This window comes from Polynucleobacter sp. 15G-AUS-farblos, assembly GCF_018882445.1.
Taxonomy (GTDB): Bacteria; Pseudomonadota; Gammaproteobacteria; order Burkholderiales; family Burkholderiaceae; genus Polynucleobacter.
In genome coordinates this window covers 431,057-451,817 of the sequence record NZ_JACVOM010000001.1, presented here as the reverse complement: position 1 = coordinate 451,817, position 20,761 = coordinate 431,057, and the positions used below count along the sequence as shown (strand labels likewise).

Sequence of the window (20,761 nt, the reverse complement as noted above, 5' to 3'; positions counted from 1 at the left end):
TTTGCCGGATATTCAGATTGGTCCATTTAAACGAGCGCAGGGCTCGATAGTCTTGCCAGGATCCAAGAGTATTTCTAATCGTGCGTTGTTATTGGCCGCCTTATCAACCGGCACCACTACGCTCAGAAATTTATTGGATGCAGATGACACGCAGGTGATGCGTAATGCATTGCGTCAACTGGGTTTATCAGTCACTGATCAAGCAAATCATGTTTGCGTGGTAGAGGGATGTGGCGGGCAATTTCCAGTGCGCCAAGCTGATCTCTTTATGGGCAATGCAGGCACAGCGATTCGTCCACTCACTGCAGCTCTGGCAATGCAGGGCGGTAACTATCGTTTATCCGGTGTTGCACGCATGCATGAGAGACCAATCCGAGATTTAGTGGATGGCTTGCGCCAAGTAGGCGCGAAGATCGATTACGAATTGCAGGAAGGGTATCCGCCCATTCAGATTTCTGCTGCAGATATTCATATTAAAGATGTCGTGAAAGTGCGTGGCGATGTATCGAGCCAATTTTTAACTGCGCTCTTAATGGCGCTCCCATTGGTTGCTCAAGATCCAGTTCGGATTGAAGTGGTGGGCGAGTTGATTTCACGCCCCTATATTGATATCACTTTGAAGTTGATGGCTCGCTTCGGGGTGAATGTTGCTTGTCCTGATGCGCAATCATTTGTGATTCCTGCCAAAACATCGAATGCAGTTTATGGAAGCCCTGGACAACTATCGGTTGAAGGTGACGCTTCCTCAGCCTCATACTTTTTAGCTTTGGGCGCTATTGGTGGTGGCCCTGTGCGCGTTCTAGGCGTTGGTAATGACAGCATTCAAGGGGACGTTGCTTTTGCAGACGCGCTTGCTTTGATGGGTGCCAATATTTCTGCGGGTGAAGATTGGATAGAAGTAACGGGGGTTAAGAATGCCAATGGTAAGTTGAATGGCATTACGATTGACTGCACGGAGATACCAGATGCGGCTATGACGCTTGCAGTTGCTGCTTTGTTTGCTGAAGGCCCAACTCGACTGAATAACATCGCAAGTTGGCGCGTCAAAGAAACAGATCGTATTGCTGCAATGGCGAAAGAGTTAAGAAAGGTGGGTGCCATTGTTGAAGAGGGTGTTGATTACATCGTCGTGAATGCGCCTGCATCATCAAGTCATTGGCAGTCACCAAGTGAAGGGATTGATACTTATGACGACCATCGTATGGCGATGTGTTTCTCACTCGCTGCCTTTGGTCCGGGTGCCTTAAAAATTAATGATCCCAATTGTGTGGCCAAAACCTTTCCTACCTACTTCGCTGAATTTGCGAAAGTGGTGAATTAATTCATTCGCTCATCCACTTGTTCAGTCAGTCACACCATTTTTTATGAGTCTTCCACCAGTCATCGCCATTGATGGGCCTACTGCCTCAGGTAAGGGAACAGTCGCTTCCTTGGTGGCTCAAAAGCTCGGATTTCATTATTTAGATAGCGGGGCACTCTACCGCTTGGTAGCGCTGGCTAGTGAACAAGAGGGGATTGATACTCAAAATGCCTCTGAATTAGGCATTTTAGTTCCTAAGTTAATGATTTCATTCAAAAATAGTCAAATTTTCTTGAATGGGGCTGATGTGACTGAGGCAATTCGTACAGAAAGCATTGGTTTGAGGGCCTCTGCAGTGGCTGTTCATCCCGAAGTGAGGTTAGCTTTAGTCGATTTACAGCGCAGTTTTCGTCAATTTCCCGGTTTAGTGGCTGATGGCAGGGATATGGCCAGCATCATCTTTCCGGATGCGATTTTGAAGGTTTTCTTGACTGCAACTGCGGCTGCCAGAGCTGAGCGTCGCTATAAGCAATTGATAGCTAAGGGAATTTCTGCTAAACTTGAGGACTTGCTGCAAGATTTACAGGCGCGGGATGCCAGAGATAGTAATCGAGGTACCGCCCCTTTAGTGATTGCAGAAGGTGCAAAAGTGCTTGAAACATCAGATTTGTCGATAGATCAAGCAGTTAAGACAGTTTTGGATTGGTATCAGTCTGCGATTGCTTAGTTTTGTAAGTAGTAGTTGTTAGCTGTAAGAAGTAGTTTTGGCGTCTTGAGAAACTCTACAACGCGATCATTTCATTAGCGTGTTTCTTAAAGGCTTTTTTAACCTAACCCGTCAGGCCTTCTGGCGGCACAAAGTGAATACACATGTCTGAATCATTTGCAGAATTATTTGAAGAATCATTAACCCGATCGAATATGAAGACCGGCCAAGTTATTTCGGCTGAAGTTCTTCGCATCGACCATAACTTCGTCGTTGTTAACGCTGGCTTGAAGTCTGAAGCGTTTATTCCTGTTGAAGAATTCCATAACGACGCTGGCGAGATTGAAGTAGCTCCTGGCGATTTCGTTTCCGTTGCTATCGATGCCCTCGAAAACGGCTATGGCGACACCATCCTCTCCCGTGATAAAGCGAAGCGCTTGGCATCATGGATGAATTTGGAAAAAGCACTTGAGCAAGCTGAGATCGTTACCGGTACTGTTACTGGTAAGGTTAAAGGCGGCTTGACTGTGATGGTTAACGGTATCCGCGCATTCTTGCCTGGATCACTCGTTGATACACGTCCAATCAAAGACACCAGCCCTTACGAAGGTAAGACGATGGAGTTCAAGGTTATCAAACTTGACCGTAAGCGTAATAACGTCGTGTTGTCACGTCGCGCTGTGGTTGAAGCTAGCCAAGGTGAAGAGCGTGCTAAGTTGATGTCTAACCTCAAAGAAGGCGCAGTAGTTACTGGCCTGGTTAAGAACATTACTGATTACGGCGCGTTCGTTGACCTCGGTGGTATCGATGGCCTCTTGCACATCACTGACTTGGCATGGCGTCGTGTGCGTCACCCAAGCGAGATGTTGACTGTAGGTCAAGAAGTTACCGCTAAGATTTTGAAGTTCGATCAAGAGAAGAACCGTGTTTCACTTGGTGTGAAGCAATTGGGTGATGATCCATGGGTTGGTATCGCACGTCGTTACCCACCAAACACCCGTTTATTCGGTAAGGTAACTAACCTCACTGATTACGGCGCGTTTGTTGAGATCGAGTCTGGTATCGAAGGCTTGGTGCACGTATCTGAAATGGATTGGACCAACAAGAACGTTGCTCCAAGCAAAGCCACTGCATTAGGAACCGAAGTTGAAGTCATGGTTCTGGATATTGATGAAGATAAGCGTCGTATTAGCTTGGGCATCAAACAGTGCAAAGCAAATCCATGGGAAGAGTTCTCACGTGCACAGCAAAAAGGCGACAAGCTGACTGGTGCAATCAAGTCTATTACTGACTTTGGTGTGTTCATTGGTTTGCCTGGCGGCATCGACGGTTTAGTTCACCTCTCAGACCTTTCATGGAATGAGCCAGGAGAAGAAGCTGTTAAGAAATACAAAAAAGGTGATGAAGTTGAAGCCACTGTATTGGCAATTGATGTTGAGAAAGAGCGTATCTCTCTCGGTATCAAGCAATTGTCTGGCGACCCATTCAACAACTACACATCTGTCAGCGACAAGGGCAGCCTTGTAACTGGTACTGTGAAAGCGGTTGATGCTAAGGGTGCAACAATTCACTTGGCTGATGAAGTGGAAGCTTACTTACGTGCTTCTGAGATCTCAACAGATCGCGTTGAAGATGCACGTAATGTATTGAAAGAAGGCGATAGCGTTACTGCCATGATCATTAATATTGATCGTAAGTCGCGCGTTATCAATCTTTCAATCAAAGCAAAAGACAGCTCTGATCAACAAGATGCAATGAGCAAGCTCCAAGGTGATGCGCAATCTGGCACTACCAATTTGGGCGCTTTGTTAAAAGCAAAATTGGACAATCAAGGCTAAATCAATATCGCCGCTTTCCATGAGGGAAGCGGCGATTTTTTATTGATAGATCATGACAGATCAAGAGCAACAAGCTATTACTCGCTCCGAACTCGTGGAGAGCCTCGCGGAACAGTTTCCGCAGCTTCTACCTAGAGATGTGGAGTTGGCAGTAAAAACCTTGCTGGACACTATGACCCAGGCATTAGCTGAGGGTAAACGTATCGAGCTACGAGGTGTCGGTAGTTTTGTGTTGCATCATCGTCCTGCACGCGCTGGTCGCAACCCAAAGTCGGGTGAAAAAGTATTGATTCCAGAAAAACGTGTTCCACACTTTAAGCCAGGCAAAGAGTTGCGTGAGCGTGTGGATTACAAGCCTTTAAAACAGGCGGGCCCTAAAGAGGGTTCTGGTGCCTAGTATTCAGGCTCATCCTCAGTGGTCCTTCAGGACCATTTTTTTATTTAAAGTCTGCTCAGCATGATTCAGATAGAGACAGCTTGGCTATTACTTTTACCAGTCATGTTTGGTATTGGCTGGCTAGCTGCACGCTGGGACTTGCGCCTTGAGAATCGAATGGATGAGCGTGAGCGTATGCGTCAGCAGCGTTCAACTTTTAAAGGTTTAAGTCTCCTCTTGAATGAGCAGCCTGATCAAGCAATTGAGACCCTAGTCAAGATTGCGCAGTTGGATCCTGAAACTATTGAATTGCATTTCTCCTTGGGGAATTTATTCCGTCGTCGTGGTGAGACTGAGCGTGCCATTCGCGTGCACCAACATTTAGCGAATCGTGATGATTTAAAGCCGCGTGATCGTGATCATGCTGCCTATGAGTTAGGGCGAGATTTTTTGCGTGCAGGTTTATTGGATCGTGCAGAAGCTTCATTAAATCGCGTTGGTCATGGCAAATTTGCGGCGCCCGCTAAAGAGAGTCTGCTAGAGATGTACCAGGTGGAGCGCGATTGGAAAAAGGCAATTATTGCCGCTTCCGAGCTAGAGTCATTGCAAGGCAAATCTCACCATACCGAGATTGCTCAGTTTTATTGCGAATTAGCCCAAGAATCATTGCATGCAAAAGATTTGGCTAGTGCCGAGCGCTCTATAAAAGAAGCATTACAAGTGGTACCCAATCACACTCGTGCCTTAATTTTGCAGGGCGATTATTTGATGGCATTAGAACAGCCCGCACAAGCGATTGATGCTTGGAGCGTCGTGGCTACTTCGCATCCTGCCTTTATGCATTTAATTGCTGATCGCTGGATGAAGGCGCATACAGATATAGGTAAGAGTGAAGCTGGCTTAGATCGTTTATGTGAATTACTCAATACACAAGCATCCGGTGAACTGTTGGATGTCGTGCATAAGCAAGTCATGCAGATTCGAGGCATCCAGGCAGCAAATACAATGCTCTCCCAGGTAATGCAACACTCACCAAGCTTAAGTGCCCTATCTAAATTGGCAGAGACACGACTGGCCCTAGAAGAAGGTAATGCGAATCCCGATAGGGTGCAGGAGTTGAAGTCGATTTTACACCTCTTGCGTCAAAGAACAACGAGCTTGGCGCGATATACCTGTGGTAATTGCGGTTTCCGAGCAAGACGTTTTTACTGGCAGTGTCCAGGATGTAACAATTGGGAGGCATACTCCCCAAGACGTAGCGAGGGTGTCGCACCTAGCGGTCCTTCAATGTAATAACATTTAATAATGTGTTTTTATAGGAATCCATTTTGAAAGTCACCATCATCGGTAGTGGTTATGTAGGTTTAGTAACGGGAGCATGCTTGGCTGAGCAGGGCAATAATGTCTTTTGTCTTGACCTCGACCCGAAAAAAATCGAGATCCTGAATTCTGGCGGTGTTCCAATCTATGAGCCTGGCCTTAAGGAAATGATTGAGCGCAACCGCGCTGCTGGACGTTTACAGTTCTCAACCGATATTGCTGCTTCAGTGGCGCACGGCGATATTCAATTTATTGCTGTAGGTACCCCTCCTGATGAAGATGGATCTGCAGATCTCCAATATGTTGTGGCAGCTGCTCGTAATATTGGCCGTCATGCAAGCACTCCTAAGGTCATCGTAGATAAATCTACTGTTCCAGTAGGAACTGCAGATAGAGTGACGGCAGCAATTACTGAGGAGTTGGAGAAGCGGGGTCTACCTGTAGATTTATGTTCAGTAGTCTCTAATCCTGAGTTCTTAAAAGAGGGTGCTGCGGTTGAAGATTTTATGCGCCCAGATCGCATTGTGATTGGTACAGAGAATAGTCCTGCTGGCCTGCGCGCTAAGGAGCAAATGCGTAAGTTGTATGCTCCATTTAATCGTCACCATGAGCGCACTTATTACATGGACGTTAAAAGTGCTGAGCTGACTAAGTACGCTGCCAATGCCATGTTGGCTACTCGTATCTCCTTTATGAATGAGCTAGCTAATTTAGCGGATTTAGTGGGTGCTGATATTGAAGCGGTACGCCAAGGCATTGGCTCTGATTCTCGAATTGGCTTTGGTTTCTTGTATCCAGGTACTGGTTATGGTGGATCTTGTTTTCCAAAAGATGTTTCAGCCTTATCTAAAACGGCCAATGAGCACGGTAGAGACTTAAAGATTTTGCAAGCGGTTGAAGCGGTTAATGAAGCGCAGAAATATACGCTCGTCGAAAAGATCGACAAGCGTTTTGGTAAAGACCTTAGCAAGATGAAGTTTGCATTGTGGGGATTGGCATTCAAACCCAATACTGACGATATGCGTGAAGCTCCAAGCCGCGTGATTATTGGGGAATTGGTAAAGCGTGGCGCACAAGTGGTTGCTTATGATCCGGTGGCTATGAAAGAAGCACAACACTGCTTGGATCAAGATTTCAAAGAGAACCCAGACGGCTTGAAAAAGGTCTCGATGGTCAATGATCCGATGATGGCCTTAGATGGATGCGATGCATTGGTGATCGTGACTGAGTGGAAAGCCTTCCGCAGCCCAGATTTTGATGTTGTGAAACAAAAACTCAAGAATCCGATTGTCTTTGATGGCCGAAATCTCTATGAGCCAAGTGCTATGGAAGAGCTAGGCATTGAATACCAGGGTATTGGGCGACATAATTAAACCAGCCAACCAAACAACAGAACATATTAGAAAAGTCTGCCGTGGAAAAAGCGAACCGAGAACAATTCTCCAAAACACATCTGCTCGTAGTGGGTGATGTCATGCTGGATCGCTATTGGTTTGGTGATACAAATCGCATCTCTCCAGAGGCGCCAGTACCAGTAGTTCAGGTTGGTAAGATTGATGAACGCTTGGGCGGTGCTGCAAACGTAGCGCGTAATGTTGCTGCATTAGGGGCCCAGACAACGATTCTAGGGATTGCTGGTAATGATGAGCCAGGCCAGCGAGTGGTTGACTTACTCAAATCAAGCGGTGTTGATAGCCAGCTTGAAATTGATGCCAATGTGCCAACGATTGTGAAGCTCCGGGTGATTGCCCGCCAGCAACAATTGATCCGTCTAGATTTTGAAGAAACTCCTAGTGAAAAAGCCCTGGCTCATAAATTAGAGCGTTTTGAAAAGCTAGTTGGTGGTGCGGATGTCGTGATTTTGTCTGATTACGGCAAGGGCGCCTTAGGTCAAGTCGCACATATGATTGAGCAAGCCCGCGCTCAAAACAAAGTGATTTTGGTTGATCCCAAGGGTGAAGACTATGAAAAATACCGTGGGGCAACTGTCCTAACGCCTAATCGTAGTGAATTACGCCAAGTAGTTGGTCAATGGACTAGCGAGGAAGATCTCACGCGCAGAGCGCAAGATTTACGCCGCTCACTCAATCTGCAGGCTTTGCTCTTAACGCGCTCTGAAGAAGGCATGAGTTTATTTACTGAACAAGGTGTTAGCCACGTTAGGGCGCAAGCTAGAGAGGTATTTGATGTCTCTGGCGCAGGCGATACGGTGATTGCTACTCTGGCAGTAGCCTTGGCTGCAGGCTGGCCGCTTGAAAAGGCGATGGGATTGGCTAATCGTGCTGGTGGTATTGTCGTAGGCAAATTGGGTACAGCAACCGTGACTTCAGAGGAATTACAGTGACTATTATCGTAACTGGGGCAGCAGGGTTTATTGGCGCTAACATTGTTCAGGCACTCAATGCCCGTGGTGAAAAAAATATTATTGCCGTAGATGATCTTAGTCCGGCGGATAAGTATCGCAATCTAGCTGACCTCGACATTATTGATTACCTCGATAAAGATGAGTTCTTAGAAGCTTTTAGAAGCGGTCGTTTTGGCAAGGTGAAAGCAGTTTTTCATGAAGGTGCTTGTTCTGACACGATGGAGACCGATGGGATCTTCATGATGGCAAATAACTATCGCTACACCATGGATTTGCTAGATATCTGCACAGCTCAAAAAGTACAACTTTTATATGCTTCTTCTGCAGCGACTTATGGCGGCTCAGATGTATTTGTTGAGAGTCGGGAGCATGAGAAGCCACTGAATATTTATGGCTACTCGAAATTTTTATTTGATCAGCTCATGCGCAAGCGTTTTGCAGAAAATGCGAATACCGCTCAAGTGGTTGGATTTCGATATTTCAACGTCTATGGACCACGTGAATCACACAAAGGCCGTATGGCTTCAGTAGCTTTTCATCAATACCATCAGTACAAGGCCAATGGTCATGTGAAGTTATTCGGTGAATACGGAGGTTACGGACCTGGTGAGCAAAGTCGTGACTTTGTATCGGTTGAAGATGTCGTCAAGGTAAATCTCTTCTTCTTGGACCACCCAGAGATCAGCGGTATCTTTAATTTAGGAACTGGTCGTGCGCAACCATTTAATGATGTTGCCTTTGCAGTTGCAAATGCGATGCGTAGGTTGGATCAAGCCAAGCCAGCTACCTTAGCTGAATTGGTTAAAGAAAAAGCCATTGAGTACATTCCATTTCCGGATGCGCTCAAAGGCAAGTATCAATGCTTTACTCAAGCTGACTTGAGTAAGTTGCGCGCTGCTGGCTACACAGAACCCTTCTTGAATGTTGAGCAAGGCGTTGGTCGTTATATTGAGTGGCTTGAAGCCAACGCAGGATTTTTGGCAAATCCTCTAGACGCCAAATAAACTATATCTTGAGTAAGTTATTTTTTGTACTTGCTTTTTGGGTGTTCTGTTCAGTTGCGCATGCGCAAGTCTTTGATGTGCCTCATTCAGAAGAGGCGCCCACACGAACCTTATTGATTGAGGCATCAAAACCACGCGCTTTAGTGCTGCTTTTTCCTGGCGGTGGCGGCATGGCTGGTATTTCTGATAGCGGTTCTGTAAGAAGTAAACACACTTTTATTCGCTCCATGGAGATGTGGGCCCAGTATGGAATTGATGCTGTACTAGTTGATACCCCATATGATCTTGGCGATCTGCGGCGTGGAAATTTACGAGGTCGTAAAGATCACTTAACTCGCGTAGATGAGGTGGTCACGTTTTATAAAAATAAGTTCAAGCTACCTATTTGGATCTTTGGACATAGCATGGGTAGTTCTACGGCAACATACTATGCGAATGAAATTGATCAATCCAAAAAGAATCTGGCAGGAATCATTATTGCTGGAACCATTCGAACTGCATCATTGGATGACGCAGTGACATTACCGGTATTAGCAATACATCACCAATACGATGCTTGTGCGGGCACTCCAGTATCAGCATCTTCAAGAATTATTGAGGGGAGGCCACCAAAGCTGGTTTCTAAGCTGGAATTGATTGAGGGAGGCGTTACTGAGGGTGAGGTTTGCCAATCCTTTGCTTTCCATGGCTTTAATCAAACTGAAGCTGAATTTGTTAAAAGGGCAGCAAGCTTTATTTTGAGTCATTAATACTGATTTACTTGTAGTCCAGTCAACTTTCACTTTTTCTTTTCGTTGTAGATAATCCACGCAATTTGGCTGCGTGGATTTTTTATTTACTTCAGGAGAGAAAATGACTCAATACTTTAACTTGCAGGCAGCGCAGAGTTTAATGAAAGCACTTGTATTTTCGACAACGCTTTGCCTTGGTGCTTTGGGTATGGCGAGTGCTGAGCCGATCAATGTCAATACGGCTACCCAATCGGAGTTAGAAAGCATTAAGGGCATAGGTCCGGCAAAAGCAAAGACAATTATTGCTGAGCGCTTAGATGGGGGTCATTTTCAGGATGCTAATGACTTACAAAAACGCGTTCGTGGGATTGGGATGAAATCTGTTGAAAAAATGGTGGATAACGGACTCACCATCGAATCCCCTAGCTCTTTTCGGGAGCCTCATGGCAAAACCAAGAAAGAGGGTTCTAGCAGACGTGGCGCTCGTGGTCAAAGTGCTGCTCGTTCTCAGCCGGAGCGTTCGGGACCTGGTCGCAGAAATTAAACCTTATAGAGCTTAGGCTTGCTTGTGGCTAAAATGGCCATATGAGCAAACCATCTTATTTAACCATTTCACAAACTGTAGGCAATACGCCTTTAGTGCGCTTACAGCGAATTCCTGGCCAAGACAATAACGCTCGCAATAATGTGATCTTGGGTAAATTAGAAGGCAACAATCCAGCCGGGTCGGTCAAAGATCGACCTGCGCTGTCGATGATCATGCGCGCACAAGAGCGTGGTGAAATTAAACCTGGCGATACTCTGATTGAGGCTACTAGCGGCAATACTGGTATTGCGCTTGCTATGACGGCTGCGATGTTGGGATACAAGATGATTTTGGTGATGCCAGAAAATCAAAGTATTGAACGTCGACAAAGTATGGCTGCATATGGTGCAGAACTTATTTTGACTGCAGCATCTGGTGGTATGGAGTTTGCAAGAGACTATGCCTTGCAATTGCAAAGGGAAGGGCGCGGTAGATTGCTCGATCAATTTGCTAACCCGGATAATCCACGTGCTCATATTGAAACCACTGGCCCAGAAATCTGGCGGGATACTGATGGTCAGGTCACGCATTTCATATCCGCAATGGGCACCACAGGAACCATTACCGGCGTATCCACCTATCTCAAATCCATGAATCCGAATATTCAGATTATTGGTGCCCAGCCTGAAGAGGGCTCGCAGATCCCGGGGATACGAAAGTGGGCGCCCGAGTATCTGCCCAAGATTTATGAGGGTGATAGGGTAGATCGTATTGAATACGTGACACAAGCTGATGCCGAAGAGATGGCAAGACGTTTAGCGGCTGAAGAAGGAATCTTCTGCGGAATCTCTGCTGGCGGTGCTTTGGTGGTCGCCTTGCGGATTGCACGTCAGGTTGAAAATGCCACAATTGTGTTTATTGTGTGCGATCGTGGTGACCGCTATTTATCTACTGGAGTATTTCCAGCTTAATTACCCTTCACTTTTTTCTTAGTCTTGGTATTTTTGGGCTTTGATTTGGCGCTTGTGCTAGCAGTTGCTTTCGGGGTGGTTAAAGCAGGTACAACACTTTGGTTCTTGTAGCCTAGTTCTTGTGCAAACTCGGCAACACTTTGGGCATAAAAATAGCTGCGGTTGTATTGAACAATCGACAGAAAATTATTTAATCCCACAACATAGTGAACTTGATCATTGCCATCCTTATCTGGGTAGGGTAAATCCACAATCAGTGCTTTGCTTTGAGGAGCAACGCCACCAGCCTGTAAATCCCCTTGTGAGACAGTCAGAATTCCTTTATCGATTAGTTCTTGAACTGTGTATTTGAGTTGAGGTTCACCGTCGGCCAATGCCCTTGCTGCGGGAATCGCTTTTTCTTGTACCGGAAAATAAATGGGCATCCCCGTTTGCCAGCCGTGCATTTTCATAAAGTTTGCAACGCTAGCGATCGCATCCTTTGGGCTTTGTCTTAGATCAATACGTCCATCTCCATCCCCTTCAATAGCAAAGCTGCGAATGCTACTTGGCATAAATTGGGGTAAGCCAATAGCGCCAGCATAAGAACTGTTTTGATTGAGGCAAGCATTGAGGCGAGATTGGTTTACGCCTTGGGAGCTGTTATTGGAGGGTAATTTGCCTCCAGCCTCAGTCCAGCAGAGCAAGATGAGCTCTTTGAGTTGATCTTTAAAAAGTTGCTCTCGAGCAGTTTTGTTGGGAGTGTCCGGATAACTAAACGCTAAAGTAGAAAGAACATCCTTCACTCTGAAAGTGCCTGTTTGGCGGCCATAGATGGTTTCAATACCGATGATGGCAACAATCAGCTCAGCCGGAACGCCCGTGGCTTGTTCGGTTTGGCTCAAAAAGGCTTGGTTTTGCTCCCAAAAGGCACGGCCTGCCTTGAGGCGGACTGGCTCAATAAAGCGCTGGCGGTAAACAAGCCAATTCTTTTTAAAGGTGGCCGATGGGGGTAATACCAATTTGCGTATGGATGGAATCGTTTTAGCATCTAAGAAGCCAGCTTCTAAGCTCGAAAGCGGGATTTGTTGGGCCTGGGAGACCTGGGCTATCAGTTCATTTAGATTTTGGCCCATACGGGCCTCAGAGACCGTATCCTCAGCTTGGTTTACGATGGGCTGTTGGGCAAAATTAGGTTGGCTGGTGGGTTGTATGGGGGTGTTTGAGCATGCTCCCAAAAGCAGGGTAATAAGTAGGTAGGAGACGCTAAATTTCATGTCGAGATTAGATTATAAAAATAACGATTTTGCTATTAAGGAATGCGAGTAATGACAACAGGATACATAACTCACCCAGACTTTCTCAAACATGAGATGGGAAGTCACCATCCAGAGTGCCCTGAGAGAATTCAGGCAATCAATGATCAATTGATTCGAAGCGGCGTTGACCGTTTCTTACATCATCTAGATGCTCCCTTGGCTACTGAAGATCAACTAGAACTCGTGCATAGCCCTGATCACATCAGTTTTGTTAAAGAGCGCTCTCCAGAAAGCGGTTATTTCATGCTAGATGGCGACACCATCATGAACCCACATACTTACAGAGCATCTTTGCGTGCTGCAGGCGCTGCGATTGCTGGTGTGGATGCGGTGATGAAGGGTGAGGTCGAAAATGTATTTTGCGCAGTGAGACCACCGGGTCATCATGCAGAGCCAACACGCTCTATGGGTTTCTGTGTATTTGATAATGTTGCCATTGCTGCACGTTATGCCATGGAGACTTATGGCATTGAACGTGTCGCTATTATTGACTTTGATGTTCACCACGGTAATGGAACTGAAGCGGCATTTTTCAATGACCCAAATGTGTTGATGTGTAGTTTTTTTCAACATCCGTTCTATCCCTATAGTGGCTTAGATAACGCGAACAATATGGTGAATATTCCTTTGCCTGCATCTACTCGAGGCGATGTTGTGCGCTCGATTGTGGAGGAGCGCTGGCTTCCGGCATTACGTAATTTTGAGCCACAGCTCATTATTATTTCTGCGGGCTTTGATGCGCATCGTGAGGATGATTTAGGGCAAATGGGCTTGGTTGAGGATGACTATGTATGGATCACTCAGCGCCTCAAAGAGATTGCTAAGGAATATGCGCAAGGTCGTATCGTGAGTTGCCTGGAGGGGGGTTATAACCTTTCTGCTCTAGGCCGTAGTGTTGTAGCTCACGTGAAAGCGCTAGCAGATATTTAAAAATTGAACTAAAGGTAAATGATGGCCAATATTTATGAACAAGGTTTAGATCGCAATCCTGCAAATTTCACACCGATTACGCCGCTGTTATTTCTGGAGAGATCAGCAGAGGTCTATCCAAATCGAGTGGCGGTGATTCATGGAAAGTTGCGTCAGACCTGGGCTCAAACCTATGAGCGATGCCGACGCTTAGCTAGTGCTCTGCAAAAGCATGGCATTGGTTTGGGTGATACGGTTGCTGTCATGCTGCCCAATACGCCACCGATGGTAGAGGCCCATTTTGGAATTCCAATGGCGGGCGCTGTATTGAATGCTTTAAATACCCGCCTAGATGCAGAGTCTATCGCCTTCATGCTCAATCATGGCGAAGCAAAAGTCGTTATCGTTGATCCAGAGTTTTCTGCTGTGATGAAAAAAGCACTTGAGCTTGCGAAGAAGGAAAGTGGTCGCGATATCTTGGTGATCGATGCCGAGGAAAAAGAATTTGATGTGCCAGGTGAAAAGTTGGGCACACTCACTTATGAGAAGTTGCTATCTGAAGGCGATCCGCATTTTGCATGGCAGGTGCCTGCAGATGAGTGGCAAGCCATTTGTTTAAATTACACCTCTGGCACCACTGGTAATCCAAAGGGCGTGGTTTATCACCATCGTGGCGCTGCCATTAATGCTATCTCTAATGTGCTCGATTGGGACATCAACAAGCATCCTATCTATTTATGGACTCTACCCATGTTCCATTGCAATGGATGGTGCTTCCCTTGGACGATTGCTGCGCGCGCAGGCGTCAATGTCTGCTTGCGCCGTGTTGATGCACAACATATTTTTGCTGCTATTAAAGAACATGGCGTGACACATTATTGTGCAGCTCCGATTGTGCATAACTTATTAGTCAACGCCCCTGAAGAATTAAAGGCCGGCGTGCCTGCAGGAGTTAAAGGATTAATTGCTGGCGCTGCGCCGCCTGCTTCGATTATTGAAGGTATGGAGAAATTGGGTTTTGACTTAACCCATGTGTATGGTTTGACTGAGGTCTATGGTCCTGCTGCGGTTTGCGTTAAGCAAGATGAGTGGAATGATATGGATATTGGAGAGCGTGCGCGCTTAAATGCAAGACAAGGTGTGCGTTATCACCTGCAACAAGCGATTACCGTATTAAATCCAGAAACGATGGAGCCAGTACCTGCTGATGGTGAGACTATGGGCGAGATCATGTTTAAGGGCAATATCGCCATGAAGGGTTATCTCAAGAATGAGAGAGCAACCAAGGAGGCTTTTGAGGGTGGCTGGTTTCATTCAGGAGATTTAGCAGTCATGAATCCCGATGGTTATGTGAAGATGAAAGATCGCAGTAAAGACATCATTATTTCTGGAGGGGAAAATATCTCCTCTGTTGAGGTGGAGGATGTTCTTTATCGTCACCCTGCAGTCAACGCTGCTGCTGTAGTTGCCAAGCCTGATCCGAAATGGGGTGAAACGCCTTGTGCTTTCCTGGAGATTAAGTCCGGATCTGAAGTGACTGCTGAAGAGATCATTGCCCACTGTAAGCAACATTTAGCTGGCTTTAAGGTGCCAAGGGCCATTGTGTTCTGTGAGCTGCCAAAGACTTCAACAGGGAAAATTCAGAAGTTTGAGTTGCGCAAGCAAGCTGGATCAGCCACTGCTATTGATGTCTAGATCTTCGGCTCTAGGGCGGATAAAATAGATCCTTAAACATTATTACCATTATTGAGAATTCCAAATGAAAATCTTAGTAGCTGTAAAGCGCGTTGTGGATTACAACGTCAAAGTACGAGTCAAGTCTGATAACTCCGGAGTAGATATCGCCAACGTCAAAATGAGTATGAATCCTTTTGATGAAATCGCTGTTGAAGAAGCGGTGCGCCTGAAAGAGGCGGGTGTAGCTACTGAAGTCGTTGTAGTGACTGCTGGCGTTACCCAGTGTCAAGAAACCTTGCGTACTGCTTTAGCGATCGGTGCTGATCGTGCTATTTTGGTAGAGACTGATGCTGATCTGCAGCCCTTAGCTGTTGCCAAGATTCTGAAGGCGCTATCAGACAAAGAACAAGCTCAAATCATTATCTTGGGTAAACAAGCCATTGATGATGACAGCAATCAAACTGGTCAGATGTTAGCTAGTTTGCTCGATATTCCACAAGCGACTTTTGCTTCTAAAGTAGTCGTTTCAGATGGTAAGGCAACAGTCACACGTGAAGTCGATGGCGGTTTAGAAACGATCGCATTGAGTTTGCCTGCAGTCATCACTACAGACTTACGTTTGAATGAGCCACGTTATGTGACTTTGCCAAACATCATGAAGGCCAAGAAAAAACCTTTGGACATTGTGAAGCCTGAAGAGCTTGGAGTCGATATTGCTCCACGCTTGAAGACCATTAAGGTAGAAGAGCCACCTAAGCGCTCAGCCGGTGTCATGGTTGCCGATGTGGCAGCCCTTGTTGATAAATTAAAAAATGAAGCGAAGGTGATTTAAATGGCTGCTCTTGTTATTGCTGAACACGACAATCTGTCCCTAAAGGCGGCGACATTCAATACGGTAGCTGCTGCTTTGCAGTGCTCCCCAGATGTGGATGTTTTAGTAGCTGGTAGCGGTGCTGATGCCGCTGCAGCTGCAGCGGCCCAAATTGCTGGTGTGCGCAAAGTCATTCAAGTGGATGCGCCCGGTTTAGCTGATCAATTAGCCGAGCCTTTGGCTGCTCAAATTCTTGCTATTGCGAGCAGCTATAGTCATTTATTGGCGCCAGCAACTGCTAACGGTAAAAATGTAATGCCGCGGGTTGCTGCTAAGTTGGATGTTGCGCAACTGTCGGATATTACTAAGGTGGTGAGCGCTGATACATTTGAGCGTCCTATCTATGCGGGTAACGCTATTGCAACTGTTCAGTCTGGCGATCCTGTGAAAGTGATTACAGTGCGTACAACTGGCTTTGATCCAGTAGCTGCAAGTGGAGGTTCTGCTGCAGTTGAGAAACAAGCAGCTGCTGACAGCGCAGGTAAATCTGCTTTTGTCGGTCGTGAACTGACTAAATCAGATCGTCCAGAGCTGACTGCTGCCAAGATTATTGTTTCTGGTGGACGTGGTTTGGGATCAGGTGAAAAGTACCAAGAGATCATCACTCCATTGGCCGATAAGTTGGGCGCTGCTTTAGGTGCATCACGTGCTGCAGTAGATGCAGGATATGTTCCTAATGATTATCAAGTGGGTCAAACAGGCAAAATTGTTGCCCCACAACTTTACGTTGCAGTCGGCATCTCTGGAGCAATTCAGCACTTGGCTGGAATGAAAGATTCCAAAGTCATTGTGGCAATCAATAAAGATCCAGAGGCACCGATTTTTGGTGTGGCTGATTACGGTTTGGTGGCTGACTTAAATACTGCAGTGCCCGAGTTAACAAAAGCACTTGGCTAGAACCGAATAAAGAGGAGTAGTCATGCCATATGTAGCACCGGTCAAGGATATGTTGTTTGTAATGAATGAGTTAGCGGGGCTCGCTGAGGTTGTGGCATACCCCTCCTATGCAGAGGCGGGTGCTGACGTTGATTTGGCGCCAGCTATATTGGAAGAGTCAGCTAAATTTAATCAAGATGTAGTGGCGCCACTGAACTGGCCTAGTGATCAAACTCCGAGTTCATTAAAGGATGGTGTTGTTACCACTACCCCCGGTTTTAAAGATGCTTTTGCACAGTTCGCTGCTGCTGGCTGGCAAGGCGTAATTCATCCTGCAGAATTTGGTGGGCAAGGATTGCCAAAGCTAATTGCCTCTGCATGTTTTGAGATGGTTCACTCCGCAAGCCTTTCTTTTGCCTTGTGTCCGATGCTGACTGATGGTGCAATTGAGGCCTTGCTTACGGCGGCTAGCCCAGAGCTGCAAGAAAAATTTGTACCGCAGATGATTGCTGGTGAGTGGACTGGCTCAATGTGCTTGACCGAGCCTCAAGCTGGATCGGATTTATCTATGGTTCGTTCACGCGCTGTCCCAGAAGGTGATGGCACTTATCGAATTTTTGGCACCAAGATTTATATCACCTATGGTGAGCACGATATGGCTAAAAATATCGTGCACCTAGTTCTGGCAAGAACGCCCGATGCACCTGAGGGGGTGAAGGGGATATCTTTGTTTGTGGTACCTAAGTTCTTAGTGAATTCGGATGGATCTTTAGGTGAACGCAATGATGTTCATTGTGTATCCATTGAACATAAGCTAGGCATTAAAGCGAGCCCTACTGCAGTTTTGCAATTTGGCGATCATGGTGGTGCTGTTGCCTATTTAGTTGGCGAAGAAAACCGTGGTCTAGAGTATATGTTTGTGATGATGAATGCCGCGCGATTTGCAGTCGGCATGCAAGGTATCGCAGTCGCAGAACGGGCTTATCAAAAAGCAGTTCAGTACGCTAAGGATCGTGTTCAAAGTCGTGACTTAGAAGGATCGCCTGGTCCGGTTGCCATCATTCATCAGCCGGATGTGAAACGCATGCTAATGACAATGCGTGCCTATACAGAAGCTTGCCGAGCTCTGGCCTACTATGCGGCAGCCGCTTATGATGCTCAACATGCTGCACCAGATGAGGCAGCACAAAAAGCAAACCAAGCTATCTATGAATTTTTAGTTCCTATCGTCAAAGGCTTCTCTACAGAGATGTCGATTGAGGTTGCGAGTCTTGGAGTGCAAGTGCATGGCGGCATGGGCTTCATTGAAGAGACTGGTGCAGCTCAGCATTATCGTGATGCGCGCATTTTGACAATATATGAAGGTACTACTGCGATTCAGGCTAATGATTTAGTTGGTAGAAAAACTGTTCGAGATGGTGGCGCTACTGCGAAGGTGCTTATTCAAAAGATTGAACAAACTGAAAAAGATCTAGCTGCTAGTGCTACTGAGGATGCAAAAGCAGTTTTGAAGCAGCTTAGTGCCGGGCGTAATGCTTTTGAAGAGGCGCTTGCTTACATCTTGACGAATGCAAAGAGCGATACCAAGGCAGTATATGCAGGCAGCGTTGCTTACTTACGCTTATGTGGTTTGGTATTGGGTGGATGGCAGATGGCTCGTGGCCTACTAGCAGCGCAGCGTCTACGTGATGCCGACCCTAGTTTTTATGATGCCAAGATTGCTACAGCCCGTTTCTTTGCAGAAAATTTATTGCCACAAGCACAAGCACTGGCAACATCCATTGTGGAGAGTGGCCAATCTACGAATGCGTTAGCAGTAGAGCAGTTCTAGAATACGTTCTTTCTAAATCAGCAAAGCTATCCGCAATTACTGGGATAGCTTTTTTGCTTCATAGATTTGAGAAATAAAGAATTGCTCAAAAGAGACAGCTAAAAAAGTCATCATGACGCCAGCGCCGAAGACCAAAGAAAATATCACTGTCAGTATTACTGGCCAGCCTGAGCGGGTGCGCTTAACCTCTTCGATACCGGGATTAAATTGAGCATCCCATTTTTCATCTGCACGTAAACCGAAAGTAATGGTGGTTAACCAACTCGCTTCCATTGCAATAAAACCGAAGGTCACTAAGACCCAGCCTGGCGCTGAATGAAAGTGGGCTGCTTTTAGAAGACCCCAGCCTGCAATTCCACCAAGGAAAGCGATGAATTGAACCCAAGCCCAGAATGATTTGAAGCCTTGTAAGTAAAAGCAGTTAAAACCAGTACCTGGGAAAAAGAATCCCAGTGCGCAAAAAATCAGTTTCGAATTTTTCATGAATCTTTCAACTTATTTACTGGTTACTGTGTTGCTGCGTTGAGTAAAGCTTAAAACTTCACGGTCGGCACCGATCATGAGTAATTGATCGCCATTGCGCACGATACTGCGATAGTCATTGAGCTCGTATAAAAAGTCATTCTCAAGTTCGTTGCGAGCTGGTGAGCAGGACATTTTGGTGCTAGTAATTTGTTTGAAGGTAAAGCCTTTCGCATCTTCATCAAGGCTTGCTGTAAAGCGATTGCAGCCAGTTGAACCGCTGACCCTATCTCCCTTAGCATCAAAAATGATTTGGATGGGATTGCTATTTTCACCTTGGGGTATCTGGCGGGTGCGGACCTCGCCATTGGCGTTGGGAGGTAAATTCCAGCGTGTTAGCTCCCATTTAGTGTTGCGCAACTCGCTGCTCGGTGGGCTGGTTTTGGCGCCGCAAGGAGGTATGACATTGGCGCAGGCTGTCAAAAGGGATAAACCAAGGCAGGAAAACGTCATCAATAGACTATTTTGGCTGCTTTTAAGGGGCTTGGGAATGGCTATTTTGACAGTCATTTTTTATAAGCTATTGATTTATATGTATTTTTTACTTTGAATGGATTTCTATTCTACTGGCTTAAGCGCTTAGATAGGTGGAAGAAGTAGGGGTTTTCGTCTAGAATATGAGGCTTTCCGCTCTATCGTGCATTTGCATGACGAGTTGGAGCCCAAGTTTTTTTGTAGAAATTTCATTGGGTTGTAATCAACCTGTTTTCATTTTAGATTTTAAGGAATAAGTATGGTCGTCATTCGACTGGCACGCGGCGGTTCTAAGAAGCGCCCTTTTTACAGCATTGTTGCTACTGATAAGCGCAACCGTCGCGACTCGAACTTTATCGAGCGTATTGGTTATTTCAATCCACAAGCAGCTGAATCTGAGCAAGCCATGCGCATTGCTCAAGATCGTTTGACTTACTGGACTGGTGTTGGTGCACAAATATCTCCAACAGTTGTTCGTTTGATCAAAAACAATCCTGCTGTTTAAATATCATTTATCTAAAAACTTCATCTTCGCGATGGGTTTTTTAGAAGCAGGATTTTACGCAGTTTTATTTTGGGAAAATAAGGTGTCTTTCACATGAGTACACCTTCCCTAAATGACTTGATTGAGCTTGGCGCCATTTCTGAAGCGCAAGGTTTGCAGGGACAAGTGAAGATTAGACCTCACTCATCAGACCCTGTAGCACTGCTCTCTTCTAAACAAGTTTGGCTTTCTTTGATCCCTCGTAGGGATGCTGGTGTTTCTACGTCTGTAGAGCAGGCCTCCCTGACGCAATACAAAGTCAAGAATGCGAAGATGCATAGCGGTAATGTGGTGATGGCATTGGAGGGTATTGCAGATCGAGATCAAGCGTTAGCCTTAAAGGGCGCGCGTATCTTGGTAGCACGCGATGCTTTTCCAAAAGTAGAAAGTGATAGCTATTACTGGGTAGACTTAATTGGATGCCAAGCCGTCAATTTACAAAATGAGTCTTTAGGTGAAGTATTGGATGTCACTGAAAATGGTGCGCATGGTGTGATTGCGATTGGCGATGCTGCTACTAAAGAAATGAAATACCTAGTGCCCTTTGTAAAAGAAGTTGTACAAAACGTAGACTTGCCAAATAAATTAATGACTCTTGATTGGCAATTGGACTGGCAATAAA

The 20,761-nt window shown here is 46.0% G+C and carries 20 protein-coding genes and 1 pseudogene; 18 read left to right on the top strand and 3 right to left on the bottom strand.

Annotated elements, in window-relative coordinates:
* The first annotated feature begins 1 nt into the window (after position 1).
* The 11 genes and pseudogenes from aroA (at position 2) to cysM (ending at position 11,137) form a co-directional block, all read left to right on the top strand.
* Positions 2-1,321 (top strand): 3-phosphoshikimate 1-carboxyvinyltransferase, encoded by a 1,320-nt coding sequence (aroA, locus tag ICN41_RS02260; protein WP_216291391.1) that lies wholly within the window; start codon positions 2-4, stop codon positions 1,319-1,321.
* A gap of 43 nt (positions 1,322-1,364) precedes the next feature.
* A complete protein-coding gene (cmk, locus tag ICN41_RS02255; RefSeq protein WP_216291167.1) occupies positions 1,365-2,027 on the top strand; it encodes a (d)CMP kinase in 663 nt (220 codons plus the stop codon).
* 143 nt (positions 2,028-2,170) lie between these two features.
* Positions 2,171-3,844: a 30S ribosomal protein S1 gene (gene rpsA / locus ICN41_RS02250; protein WP_068324328.1), complete on the top strand. Its 1,674-nt coding sequence runs from the start codon at positions 2,171-2,173 to the stop codon at positions 3,842-3,844.
* 52 nt (positions 3,845-3,896) lie between these two features.
* A pseudogene (locus ICN41_RS02245) lies at positions 3,897-4,235 on the top strand (integration host factor subunit beta); the annotation flags it as partial.
* Positions 4,236-4,301: 66 nt separating this feature from the next.
* Positions 4,302-5,513, top strand: a complete 1,212-nt coding sequence (gene lapB, locus ICN41_RS02240; RefSeq protein ID WP_216291165.1) for a lipopolysaccharide assembly protein LapB — start codon at positions 4,302-4,304, stop codon at positions 5,511-5,513.
* A gap of 35 nt (positions 5,514-5,548) precedes the next feature.
* The gene (locus ICN41_RS02235; RefSeq protein WP_216291164.1) at positions 5,549-6,913 is read left to right on the top strand and encodes a UDP-glucose/GDP-mannose dehydrogenase family protein; all 1,365 of its coding nucleotides are present in this window, start codon (positions 5,549-5,551) and stop codon (positions 6,911-6,913) included.
* A 41-nt stretch (positions 6,914-6,954) separates the two neighbouring features.
* A complete protein-coding gene (rfaE1, locus tag ICN41_RS02230) occupies positions 6,955-7,884 on the top strand; it encodes a D-glycero-beta-D-manno-heptose-7-phosphate kinase (protein WP_216291163.1) in 930 nt (309 codons plus the stop codon).
* Positions 7,881-8,909 carry an ADP-glyceromanno-heptose 6-epimerase gene (gene rfaD, locus ICN41_RS02225; protein ID WP_216291162.1) on the top strand — a complete coding sequence of 343 codons (1,029 nt, stop codon included), beginning with the start codon at positions 7,881-7,883 and terminating at the stop codon, positions 8,907-8,909. The genes rfaE1 and rfaD overlap by 4 nt, the downstream gene beginning before the upstream one ends.
* 8 nt (positions 8,910-8,917) lie before the next feature.
* Positions 8,918-9,658 (top strand): alpha/beta hydrolase, encoded by a 741-nt coding sequence (locus ICN41_RS02220; protein WP_216291161.1) that lies wholly within the window; start codon positions 8,918-8,920, stop codon positions 9,656-9,658.
* 103 nt (positions 9,659-9,761) lie between these two features.
* Positions 9,762-10,184 carry a helix-hairpin-helix domain-containing protein gene (locus ICN41_RS02215; protein ID WP_216291160.1) on the top strand — a complete coding sequence of 141 codons (423 nt, stop codon included), beginning with the start codon at positions 9,762-9,764 and terminating at the stop codon, positions 10,182-10,184.
* 41 nt (positions 10,185-10,225) lie between these two features.
* Positions 10,226-11,137: a cysteine synthase CysM gene (gene cysM / locus ICN41_RS02210; RefSeq protein WP_216291159.1), complete on the top strand. Its 912-nt coding sequence runs from the start codon at positions 10,226-10,228 to the stop codon at positions 11,135-11,137.
* Here the strand turns inward: cysM and ICN41_RS02205 are convergent.
* Positions 11,134-12,393: a lytic transglycosylase domain-containing protein gene (locus tag ICN41_RS02205; protein ID WP_216291158.1), complete on the bottom strand. Its 1,260-nt coding sequence runs from the start codon at positions 12,391-12,393 to the stop codon at positions 11,134-11,136. The genes cysM and ICN41_RS02205 overlap by 4 nt on opposite strands.
* A 51-nt stretch (positions 12,394-12,444) precedes the next feature.
* Between ICN41_RS02205 and ICN41_RS02200 the strand changes: the two genes are divergently transcribed.
* From ICN41_RS02200 to ICN41_RS02180, 5 genes are all read left to right on the top strand, one after another.
* Positions 12,445-13,365 (top strand): histone deacetylase family protein, encoded by a 921-nt coding sequence (locus tag ICN41_RS02200; protein WP_216291157.1) that lies wholly within the window; start codon positions 12,445-12,447, stop codon positions 13,363-13,365.
* A gap of 21 nt (positions 13,366-13,386) precedes the next feature.
* Positions 13,387-15,039, top strand: a complete 1,653-nt coding sequence (locus tag ICN41_RS02195) for an acyl-CoA synthetase (protein ID WP_216291156.1) — start codon at positions 13,387-13,389, stop codon at positions 15,037-15,039.
* Between the two features lie 64 nt (positions 15,040-15,103).
* Complete coding sequence (locus ICN41_RS02190; RefSeq protein ID WP_216291155.1) at positions 15,104-15,853, top strand: electron transfer flavoprotein subunit beta/FixA family protein; 750 nt, start codon at positions 15,104-15,106, stop codon at positions 15,851-15,853.
* Positions 15,854-16,789 (top strand): electron transfer flavoprotein subunit alpha/FixB family protein, encoded by a 936-nt coding sequence (locus ICN41_RS02185; RefSeq protein WP_216291154.1) that lies wholly within the window; start codon positions 15,854-15,856, stop codon positions 16,787-16,789. It begins immediately after the preceding gene.
* Between the two features lie 22 nt (positions 16,790-16,811).
* On the top strand, positions 16,812-18,599 hold the full coding sequence (locus ICN41_RS02180) for an acyl-CoA dehydrogenase (RefSeq protein WP_216291153.1): 1,788 nt from the start codon (positions 16,812-16,814) through the stop codon (positions 18,597-18,599).
* A 36-nt stretch (positions 18,600-18,635) separates the two neighbouring features.
* Here ICN41_RS02180 and ICN41_RS02175 read toward each other — a convergent pair whose 3' ends face one another.
* Positions 18,636-19,082 carry a hypothetical protein gene (locus ICN41_RS02175; protein ID WP_216291152.1) on the bottom strand — a complete coding sequence of 149 codons (447 nt, stop codon included), beginning with the start codon at positions 19,080-19,082 and terminating at the stop codon, positions 18,636-18,638.
* 12 nt (positions 19,083-19,094) lie between these two features.
* Complete coding sequence (locus tag ICN41_RS02170) at positions 19,095-19,574, bottom strand: META domain-containing protein (protein WP_255537843.1); 480 nt, start codon at positions 19,572-19,574, stop codon at positions 19,095-19,097.
* 280 nt (positions 19,575-19,854) lie between these two features.
* Between ICN41_RS02170 and rpsP the strand changes: the two genes are divergently transcribed.
* Together rpsP and rimM are read left to right on the top strand one after the other, a co-directional pair.
* Positions 19,855-20,100 (top strand): 30S ribosomal protein S16, encoded by a 246-nt coding sequence (gene rpsP / locus ICN41_RS02165; protein WP_062311119.1) that lies wholly within the window; start codon positions 19,855-19,857, stop codon positions 20,098-20,100.
* Positions 20,101-20,193: 93 nt separating this feature from the next.
* Entirely contained in the window at positions 20,194-20,760 is a 567-nt protein-coding gene (gene rimM, locus ICN41_RS02160) for a ribosome maturation factor RimM (protein ID WP_216291150.1), read from the top strand.
* The last annotated feature ends 1 nt before the right edge of the window (position 20,761 follow it).